Here is a 24537-nt window from a genome sequence, read left to right as displayed (position 1 = left end):
TCCGGTACACCCGAATGGCGCAACGCTGAGCCCGGCCCCACCCACCAGGGCCGGCGGCGTCGGGCCGCCGGGCCGCACCCGTCAGCAGCCGCCCGACGCGGTGCGCATGGGGATGACGGTGCCGATCCGGAGGGTGGCCGGGGCCGAGCAGCAGCCTCCGCCGTCGGTGGCGGCCTCGGTTTCGTCGAAGAGACCCGCTCCGCCGCACACTCCGGTCTCGGGCAGCGTCAACTCGACGCGTTCGGCGGACTCGTGATCACCGGCGAGCGATGCGGCGATGGAGCGGACCTGCTCGTACCCGGTCATGGCCAGGAACGTCGGCGCGCGGCCGTAGGACTTCATACCGACCAGGTAGACGCCGGCCTCGGGGTGGGAGAGCTCCTTGACGCCGTGCGGGTGGACGGTGCCGCACGAGTGGACGTTGGGGTCGATCAGCGGTGCCAGTGCGGCGGGCGCCTGGAGGCGCTCGTCCAGGCCGAGGCGCAGTTCGCCGACGAACGACAGGTCCGGGCGCAGACCGGTCAGGCCGATGATCTCGTCGACCGGCTCCAGACGGGTGCCGTCCTCCCCGACCAGCACGAGCCGCTCGCCGTCACGCTCCACAGCGGCCGTACGGAATCCGGTGACGGCGCCCGCGTGGCCGGCCTCGACGGCGGCCTTCGCGCGCAGACCGAGGGCGCCGCGGGCGGGGAGCTGATCGGCTTCGCCGCCGCCGAAGGTGCTGCCGCTGAGGCCACGGCGCAGAATCCACACCGCGTGGGTACCGGGGACCTGCTCGGCGAGGTCCGCCAGATAGGCCAGGGCGGTGAAGGCGGAGGCACCGGAGCCGATCACGGCGGTGCGTCTGCCGGCGTACCGGGCGCGGACGGCCGGGTCGGCGAGGTCCGGGACGCGGTAGGCGATGCGGTCCGCGGCGGCGCGCTCGCCGAGCGCCGGCAGGCCGTCGCCGCCCAGCGGGGCGGGGGTCGACCAGGTGCCGGAGGCATCGAGGACGGCGCGGGCGGTGATCCGCTCCTCGGCCCCGCCGGAACGGGTGATGTGGACGGTGAAGGGCTGCTCGGCACGGTCGGCGTCCACGACGCGATCCCGTCCGGCCCGGGACACGCCGGTCACCCGGGCGCCGTACCGGACCCGATCGCCCAGAGCGTCGGCCAGCGGCCGCAGGTAGCTCTCCACCCAGTCGGCGCCCGAGGGGTAGCCGGCCCCGTCGGGGCGGATCCAGCCGGTGGGGGTCAGCAGCTTCTCCGCGGCCGGGTCGACGACCTCGCTCCAGGTGGAGAAGAGCCGGACATGCCCCCACTCGCGCACCGAGCTGCCCGCGCCGGTACCGGTCTCCAGCACCAAGGGCTCCAGCCCGCGCTCCAGCAGCTGGGCGGCGGCTGCCAGCCCGATGGGACCGGCTCCGATGACGACGACGGGAAGAGCGCTGGTCGTACTCATGGTGGTTGAGCCTTTCCGGGCGGCGGGAGGGGGCGGGAGGGCGCTGGGCAGGAGAGGACATGGCCGGAAAGCCATGCGGCGGCAGCGACCCGACGCCCGTTGCTTTGACATCCATCGATACAGCAAAGCTTGTCACCGGCTTCGATGGGTGTCAACATAGACGCATGTCGAATTCAGAGGTCGCCGAGTTGCCGGTCCTGCGGCCGGCCGTGCCGTGCTGCCCACCGCTGACGCAACGGCCGCTGACCGTCCTCGAGGCCGAACTGACCGCGGCGATGTTCAAGGCTCTCGGCGATCCCGTCCGACTGCGGCTGTTCTCCCTGGTCGCCTCGCACGACGGCGGCGAGGCCTGCGTCTGCGACATCTCCGACGTCGGCGTCTCGCAGCCCACGGTCAGCCACCATCTGAAGAAGCTGCGCGAGGCCGGGCTGCTCACCTCCGAGCGGCGTGGCACCTGGGTCTACTACCGCGTGGTCCCCGCGGTGCTCGCCGCCATGGCCGGTGTCCTGACCGCGTGAAACCAGGGGTCAGCCGACCCGCTCCGCCAGGAAGTCCTCCCAGGTCCGCTCACCCACGGCCGCCCCGTCGAGCGACAGGTTCTCGGCGGCCCGGTAGGCGCGGCCGGCCTTTCCTGGCATCCGCACGGGCATCATCAGGCGGTGCTTGCCGCGTGCCCGCAGATAGCCGCGGCTCAGGTCGGCCATCCCGTACACCTTCGGCCCCGCCAGGTCGGGCACCAGCCCGGCCGGTTCGCCGAGGGTCAGCTCCACCAGCCGGGCCGCGACATCACGCGAGTCGACCGGCTGGAACCGCAGTCCGCCCGGGACCGGGATCACCGGCAGCTTCCCCATCTTCTCCACCACCGTCAGGACCAGGTCGTGGAACTGGGCCGCGCGCAGCGTCGTCCACGGGACGCCGGATTCGGCGACGGCCCGCTCCGCGCCCAACTTGGCCTGGAACCAGGCCAACGGCATCGTGTCCGTGCCGATCACGGAGACGTGCACCACGTGTCGCACCCCGGCCCGTGACGCGGCCCGCATCAGATTCCGCGTCGCCTCGTCATCGCCCTTGGGCCCGCCCGCGAGGTGCAGGACGACGTCGACGCCGTCCACCGCGGCCTCGATTCCCTCGCCCTTGAGGAGGTCGCCGCTCACATACGCGACGCCGTCCACGGACTCACGGCGCTGCCGGCTGAGGACGCGAACTTCGCGCCCGGCCGCCCGCAGCAATGGGAGGACGTGGCCGCCCAGAGTTCCCGTACCACCGGTGACCAGGATCGTCGACGTCATGGCTGCTCCCCATTCGTTCGGTCCGGGAGTCGGCCTCCCGGTACCTTCAACTCGGTTTCGTGGATCTACTGCTATGACCCCCGCGACGAAGGAATGTGACCGATGGACGAGAACGCATCGCTGATCGAGCGATTCGAGGAAGACCGGGTTCGTCTTCGGGCGGTGGCCTACCGGATGCTCGGCTCGGTGAGCGAGGCCGACGACGCCGTGCAGGAGACCTGGCTGCGGCTCAGTCGCACCGACGCTGACAGCGTGCAGAACCTCGGTGCCTGGCTGACGACCGTCGTGTCACGCGTGTGTCTGAACCTGCTGCGCTCGCGCGACCACCGCCGCGAGGAGCCCCTCGAATTCCACGAGCCCGACCCGGCCCTCGGCCGGCCCGCCGGCATCGACCCCGAACAGGAGGCGTTGATGGCCGACTCCGTCGGTCTGGCCCTGCTGGTGGTGCTCGACACGCTGACGCCGCCCGAGCGCCTCGCCTTCGTGCTGCACGACATGTTCACCGTGCCCTTCGACGAGATCGCCCCGCTGATCGAACGCTCCCCTGCCGCGACGCGGCAGCTCGCGAGCCGGGCCCGCCGCCGGGTCAAGGGTGGCGCGGCGGTCCCCGACGCCGACCTGACCCGTCAACGCCGGGTCGTCGACGCCTTCCTGGCCGCCACCCGCGGCGGCGATTTCGACGCACTCGTCGCCCTGCTCCACCCGGACGTCGTGCTGCGGGCCGACCGGTCCGTCGTCCCGACCCCCGAGCCCATCGTCTTCAGCGGCGCGCAGACCGTGGCCAAGGGCGCGATGGCCGCCATGGAACGTGCGCAGTCCACCGTGACGGCACTGGTCAACGGAACGGTCGGGCTCGCCATGGCCCCGCTCGGACGGCTGTTCCTGGTGCTCGACTTCACGATCACCGACGACCGGATCACCGAGATCGACGTCATCGCCGACCCGGACGGCCTCCGCCAGGTCGACCTCGCCGTCCTCGACAACTGACCTCACTCACCACTCAACGCTCCACACCCCAGCACGGCCGGGAGCACGAACACGAGGTGCTCCCGGCACGAGCGCATGAGCGCATGGGCGGACTGGCGCATGCGACGCATCCATGACCGTCTCAACCGCCGCAGAGCCGCTGCCCACCGCGGTCACGCAGCCGGCGCAGGAAGGACAGCACTCCCGCACCGCCCGTCGCCCAGGCGGAGTCGGAGCCGACGAGGGTGTTGTCGGGCAGCAGCGGCCGGTGGGCGGTTCCGCCACTGCGGGCCAGGATCAGCCCCGCCACGTCCTCCGCGTCCCGCCAGAAGCTGTCGTCGCCCGTGGCGACGGCCGCGTCGACGAGCAGTTCGCCGACGCCGGCCAGCCCGCAGCACTGGGAGACCAGGCTCATCCGCGGCGCGAGCGCGCGGCACACCCGGGCACAGCGCAGGCCGAGTTCGAGAAGCTGCCCGTCCTCGTCCCGGCTGCCCACGGTGATCAGGACGGCGCCCGTTCCCGCCATTCCGCGGCACCACGCTCCGTAGCGCCGGGAGGCGCCGGGGCGTGCGGCGGCGGCGAGCAGGCCGGGGGTGTCCGCGGCGAGTTGGGCGAGGCCGGCCCTGGCCGCGGCGCCGGCGACCAGGTCGGCGGTGGCGCGGTGGTAGGCGTACAGGAAGTGGACGATGCCCGCCCTGCCGTGAGCGAAGCCGTGGTCGTAGGCCGCGAGCGAGGGGGCCTGCGGCTGCTCCGATCCTCCTTCCCCGGACGGCCCGGTCCAGTTCGACAACTCCCGTGCGCACCGGCCCGCGGCGGCCAGGTGCGCGGCCGCCTCCTCCTGATGTCCCGCGGCGCGGGCCAGGTGTGCCAGGAGCAGGAGCCCCGTTCCGGTGCCTGCCGCGCCACCGATCTGGTCGCCGCTGCCGTCGTAGCGCGGCAGACCGGACGGATCCGCCGGCACCGGGCCGCTGTGAGAGGACGGGAATGCGCCGGCGGCCGATGCCAGGAACAGCTCGACTCCGGTGCGGCCGGTGTACAGAGCGGCGGTCAGCGCAGCCACCTCGGGGTGTTCCGCCGTTCGGCGGGCCAGGTCGGCGACGGCCCGCGGTACGCCCGGGTGGTCGGTGTGGTGCAGGAGTTCCAGGCCCACTCCGGACGAGCCCGCGTAGAGCGTCACGGTCGACCCCGTATGGCGGCCGCCCGGCCCGGCGGGCGACCGGGAGGCGCGCACACAGCCGGCGACGGTGTGCGCGATCACGTCGTCCAGCAGCCCGGCGGTGATGCGGGGCGGGCCGGGCGGACGGCGCCCGCCGACCGGTTCCGGCAGGCCGGCCCGTAACCGTCCAGCGCAGGCCACTCGTTCCGCGGGATCGAGGCTGAGCAGCCCGGCGACCAGCGCGCGGACTTGACGGTGGGCGGCGCCGGGCAGCGCGCCGTCCAGGCAGGCCAGTGTTCGGTCACGGTTGACGGCGTGGTCGGGGTCGACGACCACCGGATCCATGCCGGTCAGCGCGTAGTGCAGGGTCGCGCCGAGTGCGTAGAGGTCGTCGGCGGGGTGGGGCTGGGCTCCGGCGCGGTAGACGGGGAGGGTGTAGCCGGGTGTCGCACCGGCCGGGCGCTCCGATCCCAGGGCGCTGATACCGAAGTCGACAAAACGACAGGTGCCGTCCGAGGAGATGACCACGTTGCCCGGTTTCAGATCGCACACCACCACCCCTCTGGCATGCACCGCGTCGAGCACGGCCAGCAACTGACGCGCCAGCATCGATATCTGACGCCCCGTGCGATGGGCGTCGGCACCATAAGGCCCGTGCTCCAGCACGTCGCGACGCAGGTCACGGGGACCGCAGTCCGTGGTGACCAGATACTCGTCCTCGCCGTGCCGCACGTGGTCGACGAAGCGCGGTACGCCGTCGAGGCCGTCCAGCGCCGCCAGCACGGCACGCTCGTTGCGGAGCCGGCCGCGGGCGTCCACTCCGTGCTCGTCCTCACCGGCATACGCTCTGGCCTGCTTGACCACCACCCGGCCGCCGGTCACCGTGTCCAGGGCGCGGTAGACGTCCCCGTGCGGGGACCGCGCGATACCTCCGGTGAGCCGGTATCTGCCACCGACAAGGCGTGCGGCCGGTCGCCCCGTGCCGGGCGCAGGCGCCCCGAACGGATCCTGCGTCCAGGGTGGTTGGCGGTACCGGGTGCTCGCGCGACCGGCGAAACTCTGTCCGTCAGGACCGGTCATGACGAGCGCCGACTCGCCCGCCCCGGCCGCCCGGAAGGGACCGTAACGGTAGTAGACCGGAGCGTCCGGCCGCACCCGGCGGTCGCTGAGCACCCGTGGTCCGCCCCGGCCGACCAGGACCTCGGCCAGTTCCCGTCCGAGCGCCGCCACATCCTGCCCGCGGGGATAGACGGTGACCGCCTTCCCGACGAGGGCCTGGTCCCGTACCCCGGCGTTCAACTCCCCCAGCACCGCCGCGCTCCGCGCGAACTTGGCTTCGCAGGTGTAGCGCAGCAGCACCGGGACGAGGAGCTCCATGGTCCCGGCGAAGTCGTCGGACCGGGCGGAGACGTGCAGCTTCCAGCCGTGTTCCATCGCCGGCATGCGCGGATCGAACAGATAGCGCCAGACCTCGTCCGCGCCGCTCCGACGCTCGTGGCCGGCCATGAGTGCGGCGAGCCACTCCCCCAAGTCCGGCGCGGACCCGCCCGGGACCGCCCCCGGGACCGACTCCGGCATCAGTCCGGGCCCCGGTATCGGACCGGACCCCGGCATCAGTCCGGGCCCCGGCATCAGTCCAGGGCCCGGCACCGACACCGGCACCGGGACCGGGACCGGCCTCAAAGGATCGGTTCCGCCGACGGTGGACCGGCCGGGCTAGTCACATGCGAAACGCGTGGTCGCGGTGACCCAGGGATCGGCCAGGCACGCTTCGGCACCGCGGCCGGGATGCAGGTCGTCCTCGAACGCGATCCCCTCCGCTTCCACATCCAGCGGACCGGCGTCACGGATGTCCAGTTCCACAGGGCTCATATCGATCCTTTCGCGAAAGAGCGGGCATTTCATCTCACGAACCGAGCGACTTCACGGGCGTCCACGCCGTCCCGCCGCGCCGGAGAGCGCGCAGCCAGAGCAGCGGATGGCGGGCTGTCGGACCGTCACAGTCTCCAGGACGTCCGCGAAGGAGGAACGTCGTAAACCAGCCGACTTACCGGCGGGAATTCGCACAAGATCATCCGCAGTGGAACCAGGGGAACCAAACGCGGCGCCGGCCTCTCTTCGACGGCGAGAAGGTGCGCGGCATACGCGGGAAGCGAATCCGCGGCTGCGATGATCACCGGATCATCCGCGTCGGAACAAGGAGTGTCATGGTGCAAGGCAAGTTCGGTAGGCGCGCGGCGATGAGCGCTTCGGTGCTGGCTCTCGTCGTCGCCTCGGTCCCGGCCCTCGCGGCCCGGTCCGAGGCCCGGACCCTGGCGGGGACCGGAGCGGGCAGCGCCACTCGGCAGGCGCCGGACGACGGACTCGCGAAGCCGGATCTCGATGCCCTGCACAAGGTCTTCGAGCGGGTGATGGCCGGCGGCGCGCCGGGCGTGATGACCCGTATCGACAGCGGGAGCACCGTCTACCGGGAGACCGCCGGGGTGGCCGACCGCTCCAACGGGCAGGCCATGAACACCGATGCGCGCTTCCGCATCGGCAGCATCACCAAGTCCTTCTCGACGGTGGTGCTGCTGCAGCTCGTCCAGGAGGGCAAGGTCGCGCTGGACGCGCCGGTCGACCAGTACCTGCCGGGTCTGCTGCCCGACCCGACGATCACGGTGCGGCACCTGCTGACCCACCGCAGCGGTCTGTGGGACTACACGAACGACATGTTCGCCAACACCGTCCCCGGGTTCGAGGCGGTCCGGAACAAGGTGTTCACGTACCAGGAGCTGGTGAAGCTCTCGCTCGCCCACCCGAGGACGGCCGAGCCGGGCGCGGCCTACCAGTACTCCAACACCAACTTCGTGATCGTCGGCGCCCTGATCGAGAAGGTCACCGGCAACCCGGTGGGCACCGAGTACCAGCGGCGCATCATCACTCCGCTGCAGCTGAACGACACCGTCTACGTGCACCCGAGCGCCACCATCCCCGGCCGCCACATCAAGGGCTATCTGACCCCTGACGAGGCGGGTGCGCCGCTGGTCGACTCCACCGACCAGACGGTGTCCTGGGCCCAGTCCGCCGGTGCGATGGTCTCGAACCCGCGCGACCTCAACCGCTTCTTCTCGTCCCTGCTGGGCGGCCGTCTGCTGAGCGCGGGCATGCTCACCGAGATGCTCAGGATGACCCCGAGCGACGACACCGGAACCCGCTTCTACGGGCTCGGCCTGCGCCAGCGCGACCTGTCCTGCGGGATCTCGGTCTACGGTCACACCGGCACCGTCCAGGGCTTCTACTCCTACGCCTTCACCACCCGCGACGGCCGCCGCAGCGTCAGCTCGATGGCCAACACCTCCAACAACGGCAACGTCAACACCATCCTCGGCGACACCCTCGAAGCGGCCTTCTGCGGCAAGCCCGCCGCCCCGAAGACGCCGGCCGCCCAGGGCCCGTCCGCGAAGCGGTCGGCGGCCGCCACCCCGAAGACCCCGTTCTACGAGGACATCGCGCCGAACGTCGCCCGGCGCTGAGCACGTTCCGGCCGGTGGCGTGCGACCCGGCGAGGGCGCGCGGCCACCGGCCGGGGAGCACCCGGCACGGCGGGCCGGATCAGACGCCCGTCACGGCCCGCCGGCCGATCTCGGCGTCGTCCTCGTGCGGCGTACGGTCACGTCGCGGGAGCAGGAACGGCGTCGCCAGCATCAGGAGTCCGGCGACCATGATCGCGGTGCGCGGGCCGGTGACGGCGGCGAGCAGGCCCCACAGGGCGGTCAGCACGGCGATGGTGGCGTTGCTGGTGACCGACCACGCGGAGAGCGTGCGGGCGACCCGGTCCGTCGGGGTCTGTTCGAGCCGGTAGGTGACGAGCACCGGGTTGAACACGCCCATACAGGTGATCAGCCCGAGTTCGACGGTGATGACGAGCACCAGCCCGGTGACGCCGGGGCGGATGAAGACCAGCCCGGGCAGCCAGCAGGCGCGCAGCGTCCCGGCGGTGAGCATGACCTTGTGCTGACCGAACCGCGTGACGAGGGGGCGGGCCAGCCGTGAGCCGATGAGACCGCCGACGCACGGTGCTCCGAACGCGAGGCCGTACTGCCACGGCGCGAACCCCAGATGACTGAGCATCAGGACGGCGAGCACCGGCGAAGTCGCCATGATCAGGCCGCTGACCAGGATCGTGTTGAAGAACAACGGGCGCAGTGCCGGGTGGCCCAGGATGTACCGCCACCCTTCGAGCAGGTCGCCGGCCCGGAAGCGGGATGCCGCGGTTCGCGTGGGGTGCGGCTCCTTCCCGCCGATCGCGCGGATCCCGGCCGCCGAGAGCAGATAGCTGACCGCGTCGGCCACCACGGTCGTCACCGGGCCGAAGAGCCCGATCGCCGCCCCGCCGAGCGGCGGTCCGAGCGCGGTGGCGGTCCAGGCGGTGGACTCGAACCGGCCGTTGGCGACGAGCAGGTCCTCCGGCGGCACGAGAGCCTTCAGGCATGCGCCGGCGGCCGATCTGGAGGTGATGTTGGCCGCGGCGACGACGACCGACACGGCCAGCAACTGGATGAAGGTCAGCCCGCCGAGCGCGTACGCGGCCGGGATGCTCATCAGCGCCGCGAACCGGGTCAGGTCCATCGCCATCATCACCGGTCGTTTGCGGCGGAACTCCACCCAGGGGCCGAGCGGCACCGCGACCGCCGCCCCCACCGCCAGCCCCGCGGCCGCCAGCCCCGACACCGCGGCCGGTCCGGCGTGCAGCGCGAGGATCGCGATCAACGGGAACGCGTCGAGCGCGATCCAGCTGCCGAACGTGCTGACCGCGTACGACGCCCAGAGCCACTCGAACTGCCGCCCCAGTGATCTCCTGCCCAGCATCCCGAGCCCGCCCCCCGCCGTACCGCCCGCACGCACCTCGCATTGACCAGTGCGATCCAAGCGGTCCGGGCACAGGCGGGTCAAACCACCGATCGTTCGGACGCCAGGTGGCCGCGGAACTCCTGAGGCACGGGGGCGAAGCGGTACGCCATGGTGATCGACTCGGGGTTCGGCACGGTGAGGCGGTAGCGGGTGCACATCAGATAGCACAGCGCCATCAGCTGGATCATGCCGATGTCGGCGCCGACGCAGTTCTTCGGCGCCCAGCCGAACGGTACGTAGTGGCCCTTGTCGACCGGTCCGTGCGGCGCGCCGGGCAGGAAGCGGTCCGGGTCGAACGTGTCGGCCTGCTGCCAGTACCGGGGGTCCCGGTGGATCATGTGCGGGCTCAGCAGGTAGCCCTGGTCCTTCTCCAGCCGGGTGGTACCGAGATCGAACGAGAACCGGGAGCGCCGCATGAGGAGCAGCGGCGGGCTCCACATGCGCAGCACCTCCTTGACGAACCGGTGGGTGACCGGTGCGGCCTTCGTCGGTGCGGCACAGAACCCGGCCGGGTCGACGGCCCGCAGTTCGGTGGCCAGCCGCCGCGCCCACTCCGGATTCCTGGCCAGCTCGTACAGCACGCTCGCGGCCGCCGCACCGGGCGGACCGCCGATCGCGGTGAGCACGGCGGTGACCACGTCCAGCGCACGATCCATGCCGAGCTCCGGAAGCAGGTCGACGATCGGATCGGCGAGGTCCAGCTCCCGGGGGCGGCGGCCATCGGCCCGCTCGCGCAGCACCCGCCGTACGACGCTGCCGGCCCGGACCTGCACGGCGACGAAACGCAGGTGGTGCCATGGTCCGGCGCCCGGTTGCCGGGCGATCAGCCGGAGCAGCTTCTGATTGAGGTCCTCGCTGATGCGGGCGGCCTCGCGGGGGGTGAGGCCCGACAGGGCGACCGGCAGCATGGACTGCACGGCGACTTCCTGCGCGAGCATGACGAGGTCCACGTCGTCGCCGAGCCGCGCGTCGACGATCCGTTCCATCCGCGTGATCAGGTCGGCGTTGTGCTCGGCGGTGGTGAGCTTGTGCAGCTGGGCGAGCCACGCGCCGCGTACCCGGGTCCACCGCATCTGCGGGCTGTGGCGCCGCCGGATCTGATCGACGAGGCGGTCCGGCATGACGAGACGGTGCCAGTTCGCACCGCTCACCTGACGGGCCGCGTTCGGCTCGAAGACGGCGAGCAGATCGTCCTCCAACCGGAAGACGCCGCCTTCGGCAGCGCTGCGCAGGCGCAGGTCGTGCAGGAAGTCGGTGGCATGGTGCGGAGTGGTCATGGCTTCACCTCTCGCGGCGTGCGGGGCGCCGCCGGCCGGCGGCGCCCCGCACGCCCTGCCGATCAGATGTGGTGGTAGACGTACCAGTGCATGTACGAGGCGTAGCCGCGCCGGACATTGAGAGCCGACAGGGCCGAGCGGTAGAGCTTCCTCATCGTGTTCACCTCCTCCCTGGGGAATCGACGCGGGCGTGGAGTTCCGCGGTGAAACGCGGAGGAGCCAGCGCGGGGCCCGGGCGGGGCCTGTCGCCGCCGGCTGTGACCGACAGCCGCCAGTCGCGGGTGATGATGCGGATCAGGTCCACGAGCAGCGTCATCGTGACGGTCGCGCCGGCGCAGGTGTGCGGCCCGAATCCGAACGGCAGGTAGGCCGGGTCCGGTACGGACCGCGCCCAGCGGCGTGGCGTGAAATCGTCGGGGCGGGCCCAGTGCCGCGGGTGGCGGTGCACGAGGTAGGAGCACACGTCCACCTCGTCCCGCGGGCCGACCGTGACCCCGGCCAGCTCCTGCACGCGGTTCGGCGTCCGGGCGAACAGCCACGCGACCGGACGGAGCCGCATCGCCTCCCGGACGATCCAGTCCGGCTCGTCGCCCTCGGTGCCGGGGTGTGTGCCGACGAGGAGGACCGCCCAGCCGAGGGCGAAGCCGATCGAGCCGACCGTGGCGAACAGGAACGACAGATAGACCTCGGCGAGTTGGCCGGGATCCGCCACCGGTCCGGCTCCGGTGATGGTCACGTCGATGAGGTCGCGCGGCTCGCCGTCGCGAGGGCCCGCGCTCCGGCGGGCCTGGACCTCCCGGATCAGGACGCGCATCGCGCGGCGGCGGAACACGAGCCGCGACAGCGCGGAATGGCGCAGCCGTGCCCCGGACAGCACCGCGCGGGTGATGATGGCGTCGACGGCTTCGTGCAGCTCCGCAGGTGCCTCCGGGCACAGCAGGACGTCCCGCAGGTGTTCGCGGACCAGGAGGTTGCCGGCGTCCGGCCAGTCGCTGGAGGGCGCCAGCCGTTCTTCGACCAGGAGCGGCAGCCGGTCCCGGTGGGCGTCGAGCCGGTCGCGCACCAGCGCGCGGGCCGCCCGGCCGATCTCGATCTGCGCGGCCCTGGGCCCGAAGACCCCGTCGCGGGTGTGGAAGAAATCGGACGTCTCGACGAACAGCCCGCGGCGGTTGCCCATCACCGCGCGCGCGGCCTCCGGATCGGCCACGCACAGCCGGCCCGATGCGGAGCGCCACACATCGTGGTCGGCGTCGAACTCCGCCTCCAGAAACGCCAGGGGGTCCCGGCGGTAGGCGGCCGCGTCATGGTGCGGCCCCGCCGCTCGACCGTTCGTTCCGCCGCCGGCCGCCGACACCATGGCACCCTCCTCGAACGGACGGGAGGCCACGGGAAACGATGGGCCTGCGTCCGGCCGCGGTGGATGCCGCGCCCCCTGATACCGGACCGCCGTGAGAAGCGTGCCTCCGCCGGCGGCGCCCTGTCACGGCCTAATCCGGCCCAGTCGGTGCGGTCCGTCGGCCGGACAGTCCCTAGACGCAGGAGGGGCACAGTCCGCGGTAGGTGACCTCGACCTGGGACACGGCGAAGCCGAAGCGTTCCTCCGCCGGGAGGGCGGCCAGCGGATCGCCGGTCGGGTGAACGTCGCGGATGGTGCCGCAGGTGGAGCACACCAGGTGCTGGTGCGGGTGGTGGGCGTTGGGGTCGTAGCGCTTGGCGCGGCCGTCGGTGGCGACCTCTATGACCTCGCCGAGGGACACCATCTCGCCCAGGGTGTTGTAGACGGTCGCCCGGGAGATCTCGGGCAGCCGCTGCGCCGCGCGGGCGTGCACCTCGTCGGCCGTGAGATGCACGTGGTCGCCGTCGAGGACCTCCGCAACGACACGTCGCTGGGACGTCATCCGCCAGCCACGGCCACGCAGTCGTTCCAGCAGGTCACTCATATCGGTTCACCTATTCAGGTTCGGTGGGATGCCCGAAGTTTACCGATGGATGTCCGGGTTCCGATTGGATGTGGGCCTGGCGTGCTTCTTGACTTGGAATCTGTCCATCGTAGGATCGGTTCCGGCAATAGCCAAGAGACAGGAAGCCTCCAGTACGGCAGGAGACAGAGACGTACGGGACCACCGCCGAGGAGCTGCGCGGTGCCGGCCTGCGGGTGACGGCCGCCCACGTCGCGCTGCCCGGGACCGTCCGGGACGGTGACCACCACGGCGTCGAGGCGATCGCCTCCGGGGTGCGTGATCGCGTGCGCCCTGTCTCCCCGCACCTCGCTGGTGCGGGTCTCCAGGCACTCTCCGCGGCAGGACCCGTCCGCCGCGGTGAACCAGCCGTCCACCGGGGCCCGCGCCCCGGCTGTTCCCCCCGCCCACAGTTACAGAGCACCGTGATCACCCAGGTCCGGAAGGATTCCCATGACTGAGAACCATGACGCGATCGTCACAGACGCGAAGGCGGAGGGCGGGGGTGGCTGCCCGGTCGCGCACGAGCGCGCCCCGCACCCGACGCAGGGCGGCGGCAACCGCCAGTGGTGGCCGGAACGGCTCAACCTGAAGATCCTCGCCAAGAACCCCGCCGTGGCCAACCCGCTGGGCGAGGACTTCGACTACTCGGCGGCGTTCAGGACGCTCGACCTCGCGGCCGTGAAGCGGGACATCGCGGAGGTGCTGACCACCTCGCAGGACTGGTGGCCTGCCGACTACGGCAATTACGGACCGTTCATGATCCGTATGGCGTGGCACAGCGCGGGCACCTACCGCATCAGTGACGGCCGCGGCGGCGCCGGGGCCGGCCAGCAGCGGTTCGCCCCGCTGAACAGCTGGCCGGACAACGCGAACCTCGACAAGGCCCGCCGCCTGCTGTGGCCGGTCAAGAAGAAGTACGGCAAGAACCTCTCGTGGGCCGACCTCATCGTCCTCACCGGCAACGTCGCCCTGGAGACGATGGGCTTCGAGACCTTCGGCTTCGGCGGCGGCCGTGCGGACGTCTGGGAGCCCGACGAGGACGTCTACTGGGGTCCCGAGACCACCTGGCTCGACGACGAGCGCTACACCGGCGACCGTGAGCTGGAGAACCCCCTCGGCGCCGTCCAGATGGGCCTCATCTACGTCAACCCGGAAGGCCCCAACGGCAACCCGGACCCGCTCGCCGCGGCCCGCGACATCCGTGAGACGTTCCTGCGGATGGCGATGAACGACGAGGAGACGGTCGCCCTGATCGCGGGCGGTCACACCTTCGGCAAGACCCACGGCGCCGGCCCGGCGGACAGCGTCGGCGACGACCCCGAGGCCGCTCCGCTCGAGCAGCAGGGCCTCGGCTGGAAGAGCTCCTTCGGCACCGGCAAGGGTGGCGACGCGATCACCAGCGGTCTTGAGGGCGCCTGGACCAACACCCCGGTGAGCTGGGACAACAGCTTCTTCGAGATCCTGTTCGGCAACGAGTGGGAGCTGTCCAAGAGCCCCGCGGGCGCCCACCAGTGGAAGCCGAAGAACGGCGCGGGAGCGGGTACCGTCCCCGACGCGCACGACCCGTCGAAGAGCCACGCCCCGACGATGCTGACGACGGACCTCGCGCTCCGCATCGACCCGGCCTACGAGCAGATCTCGCGGCGCTTCCTGGAGAACCCCGCCGAGTTCGCGGACGCCTTCGCCCGCGCGTGGTTCAAGCTGACCCACCGCGACATGGGCCCGGTCGTGCGCTACCTCGGCCCGGAGGTCCCCACCGAGACGCTGCTGTGGCAGGACCCGCTTCCCGCGGTGACGCACGAGCTCGTCGACGCCGGGGACGTCGCCTCCCTCAAGGGGCAGATCCTCGCCTCGGGCCTGTCGGTGGCCCAGCTCGTGTCCGCCGCCTGGGCGTCGGCCGCGTCCTTCCGCGGCAGTGACAAGCGCGGCGGCGCCAACGGCGGGCGCGTCCGTCTCCAGCCGCAGAGCGGCTGGGAGGCCAACGACCCCGACGAGCTGGCGCAGGTGCTGCGCACGCTCGAAGGCGTCCAGCAGGCCTTCAACGCCACCCTGAGCGGCGGCAAGGAGATCTCGTTCGCCGACCTGATCGTGCTCGCGGGCGGTGCCGCCGTCGAGAAGGCCGCCAAGGATGCGGGCTTCGACGTCGAGGTCCCGTTCACGGCGGGCCGCGCCGACGCGTCGCAGGAGCAGACCGACGTGGAGTCGTTCGCCGCGCTCGAGCCGGCCGCCGACGGGTTCCGCAACTACCTCGGGAAGGGCAACCGGCTGCCGGCCGAGTACCTGCTGATCGACCGGGCGAACCTGCTGACGGTGAGCGCCCCCGAGATGACGGCCCTCGTCGGTGGTCTCCGCGTCCTGGGCGCGAACCACCAGCAGTCGGCGCTCGGTGTCCTCACCACGACCCCCGGGACCCTGACGAACGACTTCTTCGTCAACCTGCTCGACCTGGGCACGACGTGGCAGCCGACGTCCGGGGACGCGAACACGTTCGAGGGCCGCGACGCCACCACGGGCGCGGTCAAGTGGACCGGCAGCCGGGCCGACCTCGTCTTCGGGTCGAACTCCGAGCTGCGCGCGCTCGCGGAGGTCTACGCGAGCGATGACGCGAAGGAGAAGTTCGTGACGGACTTCGTCGCCGCGTGGGTCAAGGTCATGAACCTCGACCGGTTCGACCTCGTCTGATCACGGCCACCGATCACCACCGGTGATCAGCGCGTCCGGGTCGGCCCGCACGGGCCGGCCCGGACGTTCCCGTTCTGCCGGACTTCCGGGCCTAGCGCAGGATGCCGGCGGAGCGGGCCGCCTTCAGCCAGGACGGGAACTCCTGCAGCAGACGGTCGTACAGCTCCTCGTCCGAGACCTGGTCGATGTCGTCCACGGCGAAGAACCCGACGTTGTCGACCCTGCGGCCGGGCATGGTGTCGAACTTCTCCAGCACCCCGAAGTTGGCCCGGCCGAGCCCGACGAACTGCCAGAACACCGGCTCCTCCACGGCCGCGCGCAGCTCCTGCTCGATCTCGGCGTTGCGGTACACCCCGCCGTCCGAGAAGAACAGCACCAGCGTCGGCGCCTGCGCCGGGTTGTCGCGCACGAATCCGCGGACCTCGGCGATGACCTTCTGCTCCTCGTTCTGGATGCCGACCACGCGCATGTCGACCTGTCCCGGCCGCTGCCCCTTCGGCGGCTTCTTGCGGCCGAACAGGCTGATCTGGCCGACCCGCACATGGAGTTCGAGCCAGTCGGGCAGACCGCCGACGGTCAGGTCGGGCAGCCGGGCCGGCTGCGAGGCGAACGTCCAGGCCTGCATCTCGCCGTCGTCGTCGACCTGGGCGGCGACCGCGGCCATCCGCTCCACGACGCTGTGGACGGTGCCGCGCGAGTAGAGGCCGGCCATCGATCCCGAGGCGTCGAGGACCAGGACGACCCGGGCGACCACGCCTTCCGCGCCGTGCTTGCGCAGGCTGACGGCGACCTGCTGCTTGCGCAGCGAGAGCCGCTTGCGCATGTCGACGGGCAGGTTCTCCTCGCCCTTGGTGAGCCGGGCGGGGATGGCCGGGGCGGGGCCCGCCGGTGACGGCGAGGGCGGCGGCTGTACGACGGGCACGGGTGCCGGCGTCGCGGCCGGCGGCTCCTCGTCCACGCTGATCCCGAAGTCCCGCGCGAGGCCCGCGAGGCCCGACGCGTACCCCTGTCCCACCGCGCGGAACTTCCAGCCGTCCCCGCGCCGGTACAGCTCCCCGCCCAGGAAGGCCGTCTCGGTCGTGGCCGTCATGTCGAACCGCGCCAGCTCGGCGTCGGTCGCCAGGTCGAGGAGCCGCAGTCGCAGCCCCGGGACCTGGCCGAACGTGCCACCGTCGGCGGACGCGCCCAGCAGGACGCGCCCGATGCCGGGCTCGATCCGGCCCAGGTCCACGTCGATCACGTCCTCGCCGGACGCCGCCGAGCCCACGTGGCGCACCGCGCCCATGGGGTGTTCCGGCTGGTTGTAGAAGACGAAGTCGGCGTCGGAACGCACTCGCCCCGCCTCCGTGAGCAGCAGCGCGGAAGCGTCGACGTCCGGCACGCCCGGGCCCGCGCCCCAGGTCAGCACGGCCCGGACGGCGCTGGCGGCGACGGGGACGTTGGCGCCCTTACCGAGCGAAGGTGTCGAGGTCACGACGGCCAGTCTGCCGCACCGGCGGAAAAATACACCGGAGCCCGTCGGCTCCGGGCGACGCCGAGTGGGTGCCGCACCGGCGGCACCCACTCGACGATCGGTCCTACGGCTGCATCTCGTACGCGCCGGACAGTGCCTCCACCTGGGTCCAGACCCGGGCCGCACGGCCGGCGTCCGAGACCGGGCGGCGGATGTGGGCCAGCGCCCAGGCGGCCTGCTCGTCGGTGGTCGAGCTCTTGCCGTGCAGGTCGGTGGCGTGGGTGGAGAAGTCGCGCACCAGGACGTCGAAGATCTCGTCCAGCAGATCGGCGTCCAGGCCGGTCAGCTCGGCCTGCTCGAGCACCAGCTGGCCGTAGACGACCAGGGCGAAGAGCTGGCCGATCTCCAGCAGGAAGTCCAGGTCCTGCTGCTGGGCCTCGCTCGGCGCGTGGGTGCGGAGCAGGGTGCAGAGGCCGTCGGCCTGCTCGCGGAAGCGGGCCACGTTGGGCAGGTGCGCGTGCGTGTCGTACGCGGTGCGCCAGTCGTGGAAGCGGATCGCGCCCAGGCCGCGGGCCGGGCCCTGCTGGAACAGGAAGGTGTCGTCGGCCGGGTCGAGACGGCTCGGCACGGCGGGGTACTCGGCCGGCGCGAACAGGTAGTTCGCCATGAACTTGAGGATCAGGGCGAGGTTGACGTGCACCGTGCCCTCCAGCTTCGGCAGACCGCGGATGTCGCGCGCGGCCTTGTCGAAGTAAGTGTCCGTCTCGAAGCCCTTGGCCGCGATGACGTCCCACATCAGGTCGATGACCTTCTCGCCCTCGGTGGTGACCTTCATCTTGGTCATCGGGTTGAAGAGCAGGTAGCGGCGGTCCTCGGGCGAGGCGGAGCGGAAGTAGTCGACGGCGCGGTCGCTGAACAGCTTCATCGCGGTGAGGCGGGTGTACGCGTCGGTCAGCTCGCGCCGCACGTGCGGGAAGTCGGTGACCTTCCGGCCGTACAGCACCCGGTTGTCCGCGTGCGTGACGGCCTCGTACATCGCGTGCTCGCAGATGCCGATGGACGCGGTGCAGAGGTTGAACTTGCCGACGTTGACGGTGTTCAGCGCGGCGTCGAACGCGGCCTTGCCGGTGTGCAGCACGTCCTCGGCGCGCACCGGGTAGCCGTCGAGGCGGAACTCGCTCACGTACATCTGCGAGTTCACCACGTTCTTCACGAGGTGGTACGCCTCGTGCCGGCTGTCGGCGGCGAAGAAGACATAGCCCTCGGGGCCCTCGACGTCCGAGCGGCGGCCGAAGACCGAGACCAGGCCGGCGACGTTGCCGTTGCCGATGTAGTACTTGGAGCCGCTCGCGGTGAAGCCGCCCTCGCCGTCCGGGGTGAGGATCATGTCGGTCGAGTAGATGTCCGCGCCGTGCGTCCGCTCGGAGAGGCCGAAGGCCATGACGTGGCCCTCGCTCAGGAGCTTCGCGGCGCGGGCCCGGGCGGCCTCGTTCCCGCTCTGCCAGACCGGTCCCAGGCCCAGGATGGTGACCTGCCAGGTGTACCAGTAGCCCAGACCGTAGAAGCCCAGGATCTCGTTCAGCTCGGCGATCCGCGCGGTGTCCCAGCGCTTCGAGTCGTCCGCGGAGGACGGGGTGAGGAACTCCGCGAAGAGCCCTTCCTTCGCCGCGAACTCCAGGAAGTCGCCGTACCAGGCGCGGTCGACGTAGGTGTCGATGAGTGCCTTCTTGCCGCGCGACTCGAACCAGTCGACGGTGGCGCGGAGCAGCTGTCGGGTGCGCTCGTCGAACTGTACGGGGTCATAGGTACGCGGGTTGAAGAGCATGTCGACTCCAGGGGAATGAGGGTCAGTTGGCGATGCGGTGGAGCGTGGCGAGCACGTCGTCCAGCCAGGCGAGGGTCATCCGCTCGTACTCGATGCCACCGCGCAGCACCACGTGCTGCAGCTCCTGCTGGGCGGCGGGCGAGGCCTGGTCGGGAAAGTCGCGCCGCTCGCCGGTGAGGTAGCGGGCCAGCAGCGCGGCATGGCTCTCGCGGTGCCGCTCGACCTCGGAGATGAGTGAGGTCAGTGCGGCCGGATCGTCGAAGGCGGCGGCGCGGATCTTGACGGCGAGCTCGTGCCGGACGGTCTCCGGTTCGACGGGCTCGCGGAGCCAGGACGCCAGGGCGGCCCGGCCCGGCGCGGCGGCGGAGTACACCTTCTTGTCGGGGCGGCTGTCCTGGGCGACCTCCTCGACGGCGATCCAGCCGTCCGTCTCCATCCGCCGCAGCACCCGGTAGATCTGCTGGTGGGTGGCGGTCCAGAAGCGGCCGATGGAGCGGTCGAAGCGGCGCGCCAGCTCGTACCCGGAGCCGGGCTGCTCCAGCAGGGAGACGAGGATCGCGTGCTCTAGGGCCATGCCGTCATCCTGCTATGCAACGAGTTGCATAGGCAATGAGGCCCGGCCGGGTTGAGACACGGATCACGCGCCGGCCCCCGGCACGTCGGCGCTGCGCTCGCCGGGGCCGGTGCCGCGCGGGATGATGTGAGCCAGGAGACCGTCCACGTCGTGGGCCGCACCCCGGGCCTGCCGCACGCGATCTAACGAGGATCCGATGTCGCACTCCCCGTCCCCCTCCGCGGGCGGCAACGGCCGCCCGGCCGGCCCGCCCGCCACCGGCAGCTACGGCAGGGACCTCTTCCCGCCCGAGGTGCACGGCGAGGCGACCCGGATCGACTACGGCGCGCTGGCCTACGACGACGTGACGTTCCGGCGGCTGGAAGCCCTCGGGGCCGGGCCCGGGTGGGCCTGCCTGGACGCGGGCGCCGGAACGGGGACCATCACCCGCTGGCTGGCCGGGACGGCGGGCGTCGAGAGTGTGGTCGCCGTCGATCGCGACACCCGATTTCTGGCGGTGCAGCCGGGAGGCCGCGTCCACACGGTCATCGCCGACCTCGCCGACCCGGAACTGGCCGATCCGAACCTGGCACCGGGCCGGTTCGACCTCGTGCACTGCCGGTTCGTCCTCATGCACCTGCCCCGGCACGATGCGGTACTGGCGCGGCTCGCCGACTGGGTGGCCCCCGGAGGCTGGCTCGTCGTCAGCGACGCCGTCGATCTGACCACGGCCCGTTCCGCGCACGTGGCGTACCGCCGCACGATGGCCGCCATGTGGCACGCGCTGAGCGACACGATCGGCACCGACATCAGCTGGGTCACCGGCTATCCGGAGCTGCTGCGGTCCCATGGACTGTCCGACGTCGGAGCGGAGATCTACGTGCCGCCGCTGACCCCGGACGCACCGGTGACCGCCTTCTGGCGGTCCACCTGGGAACGGATGCGTCCCGGCCTGGAATCCAGCGGGCTGGTGGACGCGTCGACGGTGGACGAGGCGCTGGCGTATCTGGCGTCCCCGGAGCTGGCCGACCTCTCCCCCGGCATGATCACCGCCTGGGGCCGCCGCCCGGCCTGACGCCGCCGCGTGGGGTTCAGGGACGGCGGCGGTCCAGCGAATGCGACGCTCCCGGGCCGATGCGATGCTGGAGAGGAGCACGCGGACCGACGGACGAGGCTCCATGGACGCTGAACCGGAGGACGGCGGGCCGGCCCCTCCCGCTCCCGGCCGGGTCTCGCGTCCGCGGGCGCTGCGCCTGGCCCTCGCCGGCTGGCGCACCAGCGGGGATCCGGTGCCGACCACGATCCGCCGTGCCGTACGGATCACCCTCGCCGCCTGCGCGGGTTTCTACACGTGCCTGTACGGGTTCCACCAGCCCGTGGCCGCGACCTACGCGCTCTTCTCCGTCGTCGCGATGGCCGGGCTCTCCCGGATTCCGGGCTCCGGCCGGCAGCGCGCCGCCACCATCGTGACCACCCTGCCGCTCGCCTGGCTGCTGGTGACGGCCGGCACGCTGCTGGCCGTCCGGACCTGGGCGGCCGTGGCCGGGATGGCGGTCATCGGCTTCGCGCTCGCCTTCTCCGCGGTGACAGGACCGCGACTCGGCGGAGCGGTACCGGGGCTCCAACTCCTCTACATCCTGCCGTGCTTCCCACCCTTCGCACCGCAGATCCTGGACGAACGCCTGGCCGGTACGACCCTGGGCATCGCCGCGCTGGTCACGGCCGAACACTTCCTGCTGCCCGACCCCGGCCGCCCGTCCTTTCCGCAGCTGCTGGCGACCGCCGCCGACGCGGCCGGCCGCTGCGCCGGTGAGCTGGCCCAGGCTCCCTGGACGCTGAGCGGGGCGGCGCGCCGGCAGGCCCGGGCGGCCGCCGAGGCGCTGCGTCCGGCCCGGATACCGGAGGCGGACCGCCCGGCCGGTCCCAGCGCGCGGCAGCGCGGCCTGGCCCACGCGGGCGCGGCCTCCCGTGAACTGCTGGCGCGGCTGCAGGACCTGGCCGTGCTGCGCGAACAGCCGGTCGCGCTGGGCACCTCGACCGTGCCGGGGCCGACCCTGCACCCGGGCGCCCTCGGGCAGCAGCTGCTGGGGGACGTGCGGGCGGAGGCCGCCGCGGCGGCCCTCGCGCTGCGCAGCGGTGTGGCCCCGCCGTCCCCGTCCGCGCTCAAGGAGTCGTTGCGGGCCTTCCGGCACGAACGGGCCGCCCACTGCGAGGCGGGCGGCGACGGGGCCTCGCCCGCGGTGCTGCGACGTCAGGCGGAGCTGATCGACGCGGCCGAGGCGGCCCTGACCACGCTGCGCGCGGTCGACGTCGCGTCGCGAGCGGCCGCGCCGCCGGACCGGAACCGGACCGCCGGCCGGCCGGCCCACCCGGAGCGGCCCGCCGCGGACGGTGAACGGGCGCTCCCCGACAGCACCTTCTGGTACGCGCGGATGAGCCTTCCGGCGCTGTTGTGGCACCGGCTGGCCGGCCACCTCGGACGCCGCTCCGTCTACTTCCAGAACGCCGTGCGCACGAGCCTGGGCCTGGCCCTCGCCCGGACGGTCGCCGGCGTCATGTCCCTTCCGCACGGCTTCTGGGCGATGCTCGCCGCCCTGACCCTGACGCGCACCACCGCCCTGCAGACCCGTACCACCGTCCGCCAGGCGCTCACCGGCACGCTGCTGGGCGCGATGGCGGCCGCGGGGTTTCTCGTCCTTGTCGGCCGGGACTCCGGGGTGTATGCCGTCGCACTGCCGGTGATCATGCTGGCCACCTTCTGTCTCGGGCCGACCCTGGGCGTCGGCTGGGCCCAGGCCCTGTTCACGCTGACGGTCTCCACGGTGTTCGCCCAACTCGCCCCGGCCGGCTGGCATCTGGCCGAGGCCCGCTTCCTCGACGTCTTCACGGGCAGTCTGATCGGCCTGCTCTGCGGGCTGTTCGCGTGGCCCCGCGGGGGCCTGGACGAACTGCGCCGTGACACCGGTTCGCTGCTGCGGACCGTCGCCGAGACCCTGACCTCCACCGTCACGGCCCTCAGCGGTGAGCGGGACGGACCGGCCCGTCGGGCACGCCGCGATCAGCCGGTCCGGCACGCACTGGTCCTGATGGAGTCGTCCTACGCGCAGGCCCAGAACGAGCCGGCCGTCCCGTGGGCGGATCACCTGGACTGGCAGGCCGCGATCATCGCCGGTCACCACGCCGTGCGCGGCGCGGAGCGGCTGCTGGACCACCGGGGCCCGCCCGGTACCCGCCTGGGGCCCGTCGCGAGCACACGGACCACGGGCTTCGCCGAAGACGTCGCCGCCCGCTATCTGCTGCTCGCCGACGAGCTGGACGACATCGGAGCGGGTGCCCCGGCCGGCCCGCCCGCTCCGCCGGCCCGGCAGCCGGCGGAGCGGACCGTCTTCGCCGACGCCCGTTCGGACACACCGCCCGCCGCGCTCCCCCTGCTCTTCGACACGGGAGCCTGGCTGCAGGGCCTCGACGCCGACCTCGGCCGCATCACCCCGGCACCCAGCAGATCCACCGGCGTTTCGTGAGCGTTCGCCCAAATTGCCCATCGCCGATCGCCGGATCGAAACGAACTCATCGTTGACGACTGACGGCAACCAAAATCGCGCGAGAACGCACATCTTCCGGCGGACAGCAAGAGGTCGAGATCCAGCCAATCCAACAAACGATCTTGAATGGTGCGCCTGGGATATTCACCATGAACCTGTCGACCTGTTCAGGGGCAGCGTGGGCCTATGTAGATGACCTGTGCGCCGAACCCGCGGCTGGCAGGCGACACATGACGGAGGCTCAGTTGCACGGCTACTTCACCACGGAGCTGCACGAGCGCCTACGAGACGAAGTCCGGATGTTCGCCGAGACGGAAGTACGACCCCGGATACCGCAGATGGAGTCCTCCCGGGCCGTCCAGCACGGCCTGTCCCGGCTCATCGCCGCACAGGGCTGGATCGGGGTCACGATCGGGGCCCAGTACGGCGGGATGGGGCTGGGACACCTGGCGAAGACCGTCATCATCGAGGAGCTGTCGCGGGTCAACGGCGCCATGGGAGCGATGGTGCAGGCCTCCCAGCTCGGCGTGGCGAAGATCGTTCACTTCGGCAGCGAGGAACAGAAGAAGCGCTGGCTGCCCGCGATCGCCGCCGGGGAGTGCCTGCCGACCATCGCGGTGACCGAGCCCGGGTCCGGCGGACACGTCCTGGGGATGACGGCGAGCGCGGAGCGCGACGGGGACTCCTACGTGCTCAACGGCCGCAAGGTCTTCGTCGGCAACAGCCACGTCGGCGATCTGCACGGCGTGGTCGCCCGCACCGGCAGCGGCTCCGGCGGGCTCTCGGCGTTCCTGGTGGAGGCCGGCCACCCGGGCCTCACGCTGGGCCTGCACCAGGAGGCGATGGGGCTGCACGGCTTCAGCTTCGGCGAGCTGACCTTCGACAACTGCCGTGTCCCCGCGGAGAGTCTGCTCGGCTCCGAGGGCGACGGACTGGCGGTGGCGTACTCCTCCAGCGTGCTGTACGGACGGCCCAACCTGACCGCGGTCTCGCTCGGGATCCACCGCGCGCTGCTGGAGGAGACCGCCGCGTTCTGCACCGAGCGACATCGCTACGGAAAGCCGCTCCACGATGTGGGGCCGGTCAAGCTGAAATTGGGCCAGATGCAGTCGCGGATGATGACGGCGCGGCTGGCGGCCTATCACGCGGCGTATCTGCTGGACCTGGGACTGCCCTGCGACGCGGAACTGATGAACGCCAAGCTGATCAACGTCGAGTACGCGCTGGACTCGGCGCGCGCCGCGATGGAGGTGCACGCCGCCAGCGGGCTGTTCACCGACCGGCCGGTGGAGCGGTACATACGCGACGCGCACCACATCTTCGCCCCGGCCGGCACCTCCGACGTGCAGCTGCTGCGGCTGGGCGAAGTGGCGCTGGGGCTGGGCAAGGGCCAGTGGTCGCAGCGGTTCGCCGACCTGGTGCGGTCCCCCATGGCGTACGACGAGCAGCTGACCGGCTGACCGGGCCGACCGCTCGCCGACCTCACCGCCCGCGCCTGCC

At 71.9% G+C, this 24537-nt stretch carries 18 protein-coding genes and 1 pseudogene; 8 read left to right on the top strand and 11 right to left on the bottom strand.

Annotated elements, in window-relative coordinates:
- Positions 1-81: 81 nt before the first annotated feature.
- Positions 82-1440 (bottom strand): FAD-dependent oxidoreductase, encoded by a 1359-nt coding sequence (locus LNW72_RS34170; protein WP_250978910.1) that lies wholly within the window; start codon positions 1438-1440, stop codon positions 82-84.
- Between the two features lie 164 nt (positions 1441-1604).
- Here LNW72_RS34170 and LNW72_RS34165 point away from each other — a divergent pair, with 164 nt between their 5' ends.
- Positions 1605-1958 (top strand): helix-turn-helix transcriptional regulator, encoded by a 354-nt coding sequence (locus tag LNW72_RS34165; RefSeq protein ID WP_138352832.1) that lies wholly within the window; start codon positions 1605-1607, stop codon positions 1956-1958.
- A 9-nt stretch (positions 1959-1967) separates the two neighbouring features.
- On the opposite strand, the gene LNW72_RS34160 is transcribed toward LNW72_RS34165, so the two are convergent.
- Complete coding sequence (locus tag LNW72_RS34160; RefSeq protein ID WP_250978909.1) at positions 1968-2729, bottom strand: NAD(P)H-binding protein; 762 nt, start codon at positions 2727-2729, stop codon at positions 1968-1970.
- A 102-nt stretch (positions 2730-2831) separates the two neighbouring features.
- Between LNW72_RS34160 and LNW72_RS34155 the strand changes: the two genes are divergently transcribed.
- Positions 2832-3716, top strand: coding sequence for a sigma-70 family RNA polymerase sigma factor (locus LNW72_RS34155; RefSeq protein ID WP_250978908.1), 885 nt, complete (start codon positions 2832-2834; stop codon positions 3714-3716).
- 121 nt (positions 3717-3837) lie between these two features.
- Here the strand turns inward: LNW72_RS34155 and lanL are convergent, their stop codons facing one another.
- Both lanL and LNW72_RS34145 read right to left on the bottom strand, forming a co-directional pair.
- The gene (lanL, locus tag LNW72_RS34150; protein ID WP_250978907.1) at positions 3838-6429 is read right to left on the bottom strand and encodes a class IV lanthionine synthetase LanL; all 2592 of its coding nucleotides are present in this window, start codon (positions 6427-6429) and stop codon (positions 3838-3840) included.
- Positions 6430-6567: 138 nt separating this feature from the next.
- A complete protein-coding gene (locus LNW72_RS34145) occupies positions 6568-6723 on the bottom strand; it encodes an SflA family class IV lanthipeptide (RefSeq protein WP_250978906.1) in 156 nt (51 codons plus the stop codon).
- A gap of 335 nt (positions 6724-7058) precedes the next feature.
- Between LNW72_RS34145 and LNW72_RS34140 the strand changes: the two genes are divergently transcribed.
- On the top strand, positions 7059-8366 hold the full coding sequence (locus tag LNW72_RS34140; protein WP_250978905.1) for a serine hydrolase domain-containing protein: 1308 nt from the start codon (positions 7059-7061) through the stop codon (positions 8364-8366).
- Positions 8367-8445: 79 nt separating this feature from the next.
- Here LNW72_RS34140 and LNW72_RS34135 read toward each other — a convergent pair whose 3' ends face one another.
- The 4 genes from LNW72_RS34135 to LNW72_RS34120 form a co-directional block, all read right to left on the bottom strand.
- The gene (locus tag LNW72_RS34135; RefSeq protein ID WP_250978904.1) at positions 8446-9702 is read right to left on the bottom strand and encodes an MFS transporter; all 1257 of its coding nucleotides are present in this window, start codon (positions 9700-9702) and stop codon (positions 8446-8448) included.
- Between the two features lie 80 nt (positions 9703-9782).
- Positions 9783-11021 carry a cytochrome P450 gene (locus tag LNW72_RS34130; protein ID WP_250978903.1) on the bottom strand — a complete coding sequence of 413 codons (1239 nt, stop codon included), beginning with the start codon at positions 11019-11021 and terminating at the stop codon, positions 9783-9785.
- Positions 11022-11181: 160 nt separating this feature from the next.
- Positions 11182-12378, bottom strand: coding sequence for a cytochrome P450 (locus tag LNW72_RS34125; RefSeq protein WP_250978902.1), 1197 nt, complete (start codon positions 12376-12378; stop codon positions 11182-11184).
- Positions 12379-12550: 172 nt separating this feature from the next.
- Positions 12551-12961: a Fur family transcriptional regulator gene (locus tag LNW72_RS34120; protein WP_250978901.1), complete on the bottom strand. Its 411-nt coding sequence runs from the start codon at positions 12959-12961 to the stop codon at positions 12551-12553.
- A gap of 194 nt (positions 12962-13155) precedes the next feature.
- Here LNW72_RS34120 and LNW72_RS34115 point away from each other — a divergent pair.
- Positions 13156-13356, top strand: a pseudogene (locus tag LNW72_RS34115) (transcriptional repressor); the annotation flags it as partial.
- A gap of 76 nt (positions 13357-13432) precedes the next feature.
- Complete coding sequence (gene katG / locus LNW72_RS34110) at positions 13433-15664, top strand: catalase/peroxidase HPI (protein WP_250978900.1); 2232 nt, start codon at positions 13433-13435, stop codon at positions 15662-15664.
- A gap of 91 nt (positions 15665-15755) precedes the next feature.
- On the opposite strand, the gene LNW72_RS34105 is transcribed toward katG, so the two are convergent.
- The 3 genes from LNW72_RS34105 to LNW72_RS34095 all read right to left on the bottom strand — a co-directional run bounded on the left by LNW72_RS34105 (position 15756) and on the right by LNW72_RS34095 (position 19516).
- Positions 15756-17138, bottom strand: a complete 1383-nt coding sequence (locus LNW72_RS34105) for a VWA domain-containing protein (RefSeq protein ID WP_250978899.1) — start codon at positions 17136-17138, stop codon at positions 15756-15758.
- A 103-nt stretch (positions 17139-17241) separates the two neighbouring features.
- Positions 17242-18942, bottom strand: a complete 1701-nt coding sequence (locus LNW72_RS34100; protein WP_250978898.1) for an acyl-CoA dehydrogenase — start codon at positions 18940-18942, stop codon at positions 17242-17244.
- Between the two features lie 22 nt (positions 18943-18964).
- Positions 18965-19516, bottom strand: a complete 552-nt coding sequence (locus tag LNW72_RS34095) for a helix-turn-helix transcriptional regulator (RefSeq protein WP_250978897.1) — start codon at positions 19514-19516, stop codon at positions 18965-18967.
- A 196-nt stretch (positions 19517-19712) separates the two neighbouring features.
- Here LNW72_RS34095 and LNW72_RS34090 point away from each other — a divergent pair, with 196 nt between their 5' ends.
- The 3 genes from LNW72_RS34090 (at position 19713) to LNW72_RS34080 (ending at position 24497) form a co-directional block, all read left to right on the top strand.
- Positions 19713-20570, top strand: coding sequence for a class I SAM-dependent methyltransferase (locus LNW72_RS34090; RefSeq protein ID WP_250978896.1), 858 nt, complete (start codon positions 19713-19715; stop codon positions 20568-20570).
- Positions 20571-20673: 103 nt separating this feature from the next.
- Positions 20674-23016 carry an FUSC family protein gene (locus LNW72_RS34085; RefSeq protein ID WP_250978895.1) on the top strand — a complete coding sequence of 781 codons (2343 nt, stop codon included), beginning with the start codon at positions 20674-20676 and terminating at the stop codon, positions 23014-23016.
- A 266-nt stretch (positions 23017-23282) separates the two neighbouring features.
- Positions 23283-24497, top strand: coding sequence for an acyl-CoA dehydrogenase family protein (locus LNW72_RS34080; protein WP_250980420.1), 1215 nt, complete (start codon positions 23283-23285; stop codon positions 24495-24497).
- Positions 24498-24537: the final 40 nt, after the last annotated feature.

The organism is Streptomyces sp. RKAG293, assembly GCF_023701745.1.
GTDB lineage: Bacteria > Actinomycetota > Actinomycetes > Streptomycetales > Streptomycetaceae > Actinacidiphila.
Note: the sequence above shows the minus strand (reverse complement) of the source record. Positions and strands in the feature narration are given on the sequence as shown.

Bases quoted from the DNA above. Each gene is read 5' to 3' on its own strand.
- LNW72_RS34170 (WP_250978910.1), bottom strand. From the start codon at position 1,440: ATGAGTACGACCAGCGCTCTTCCCGTCGTCGTCATCGGAGCCGGTCCC.
- LNW72_RS34165 (WP_138352832.1), top strand. From the start codon at position 1,605: ATGTCGAATTCAGAGGTCGCCGAGTTGCCGGTCCTGCGGCCGGCCGTG.
- LNW72_RS34160 (WP_250978909.1), bottom strand. From the start codon at position 2,729: ATGACGTCGACGATCCTGGTCACCGGTGGTACGGGAACTCTGGGCGGC.
- LNW72_RS34155 (WP_250978908.1), top strand. From the start codon at position 2,832: ATGGACGAGAACGCATCGCTGATCGAGCGATTCGAGGAAGACCGGGTT.
- lanL (WP_250978907.1), bottom strand. From the start codon at position 6,429: ATGCCGGAGTCGGTCCCGGGGGCGGTCCCGGGCGGGTCCGCGCCGGAC.
- LNW72_RS34145 (WP_250978906.1), bottom strand. From the start codon at position 6,723: ATGAGCCCTGTGGAACTGGACATCCGTGACGCCGGTCCGCTGGATGTG.
- LNW72_RS34140 (WP_250978905.1), top strand. From the start codon at position 7,059: ATGGTGCAAGGCAAGTTCGGTAGGCGCGCGGCGATGAGCGCTTCGGTG.
- LNW72_RS34135 (WP_250978904.1), bottom strand. From the start codon at position 9,702: ATGCTGGGCAGGAGATCACTGGGGCGGCAGTTCGAGTGGCTCTGGGCG.
- LNW72_RS34130 (WP_250978903.1), bottom strand. From the start codon at position 11,021: ATGACCACTCCGCACCATGCCACCGACTTCCTGCACGACCTGCGCCTG.
- LNW72_RS34125 (WP_250978902.1), bottom strand. From the start codon at position 12,378: ATGGTGTCGGCGGCCGGCGGCGGAACGAACGGTCGAGCGGCGGGGCCG.
- LNW72_RS34120 (WP_250978901.1), bottom strand. From the start codon at position 12,961: ATGAGTGACCTGCTGGAACGACTGCGTGGCCGTGGCTGGCGGATGACG.
- katG (WP_250978900.1), top strand. From the start codon at position 13,433: ATGACTGAGAACCATGACGCGATCGTCACAGACGCGAAGGCGGAGGGC.
- LNW72_RS34100 (WP_250978898.1), bottom strand. From the start codon at position 18,942: ATGCTCTTCAACCCGCGTACCTATGACCCCGTACAGTTCGACGAGCGC.
- LNW72_RS34095 (WP_250978897.1), bottom strand. From the start codon at position 19,516: ATGGCCCTAGAGCACGCGATCCTCGTCTCCCTGCTGGAGCAGCCCGGC.
- LNW72_RS34090 (WP_250978896.1), top strand. From the start codon at position 19,713: ATGTCGCACTCCCCGTCCCCCTCCGCGGGCGGCAACGGCCGCCCGGCC.
- LNW72_RS34085 (WP_250978895.1), top strand. From the start codon at position 20,674: ATGGACGCTGAACCGGAGGACGGCGGGCCGGCCCCTCCCGCTCCCGGC.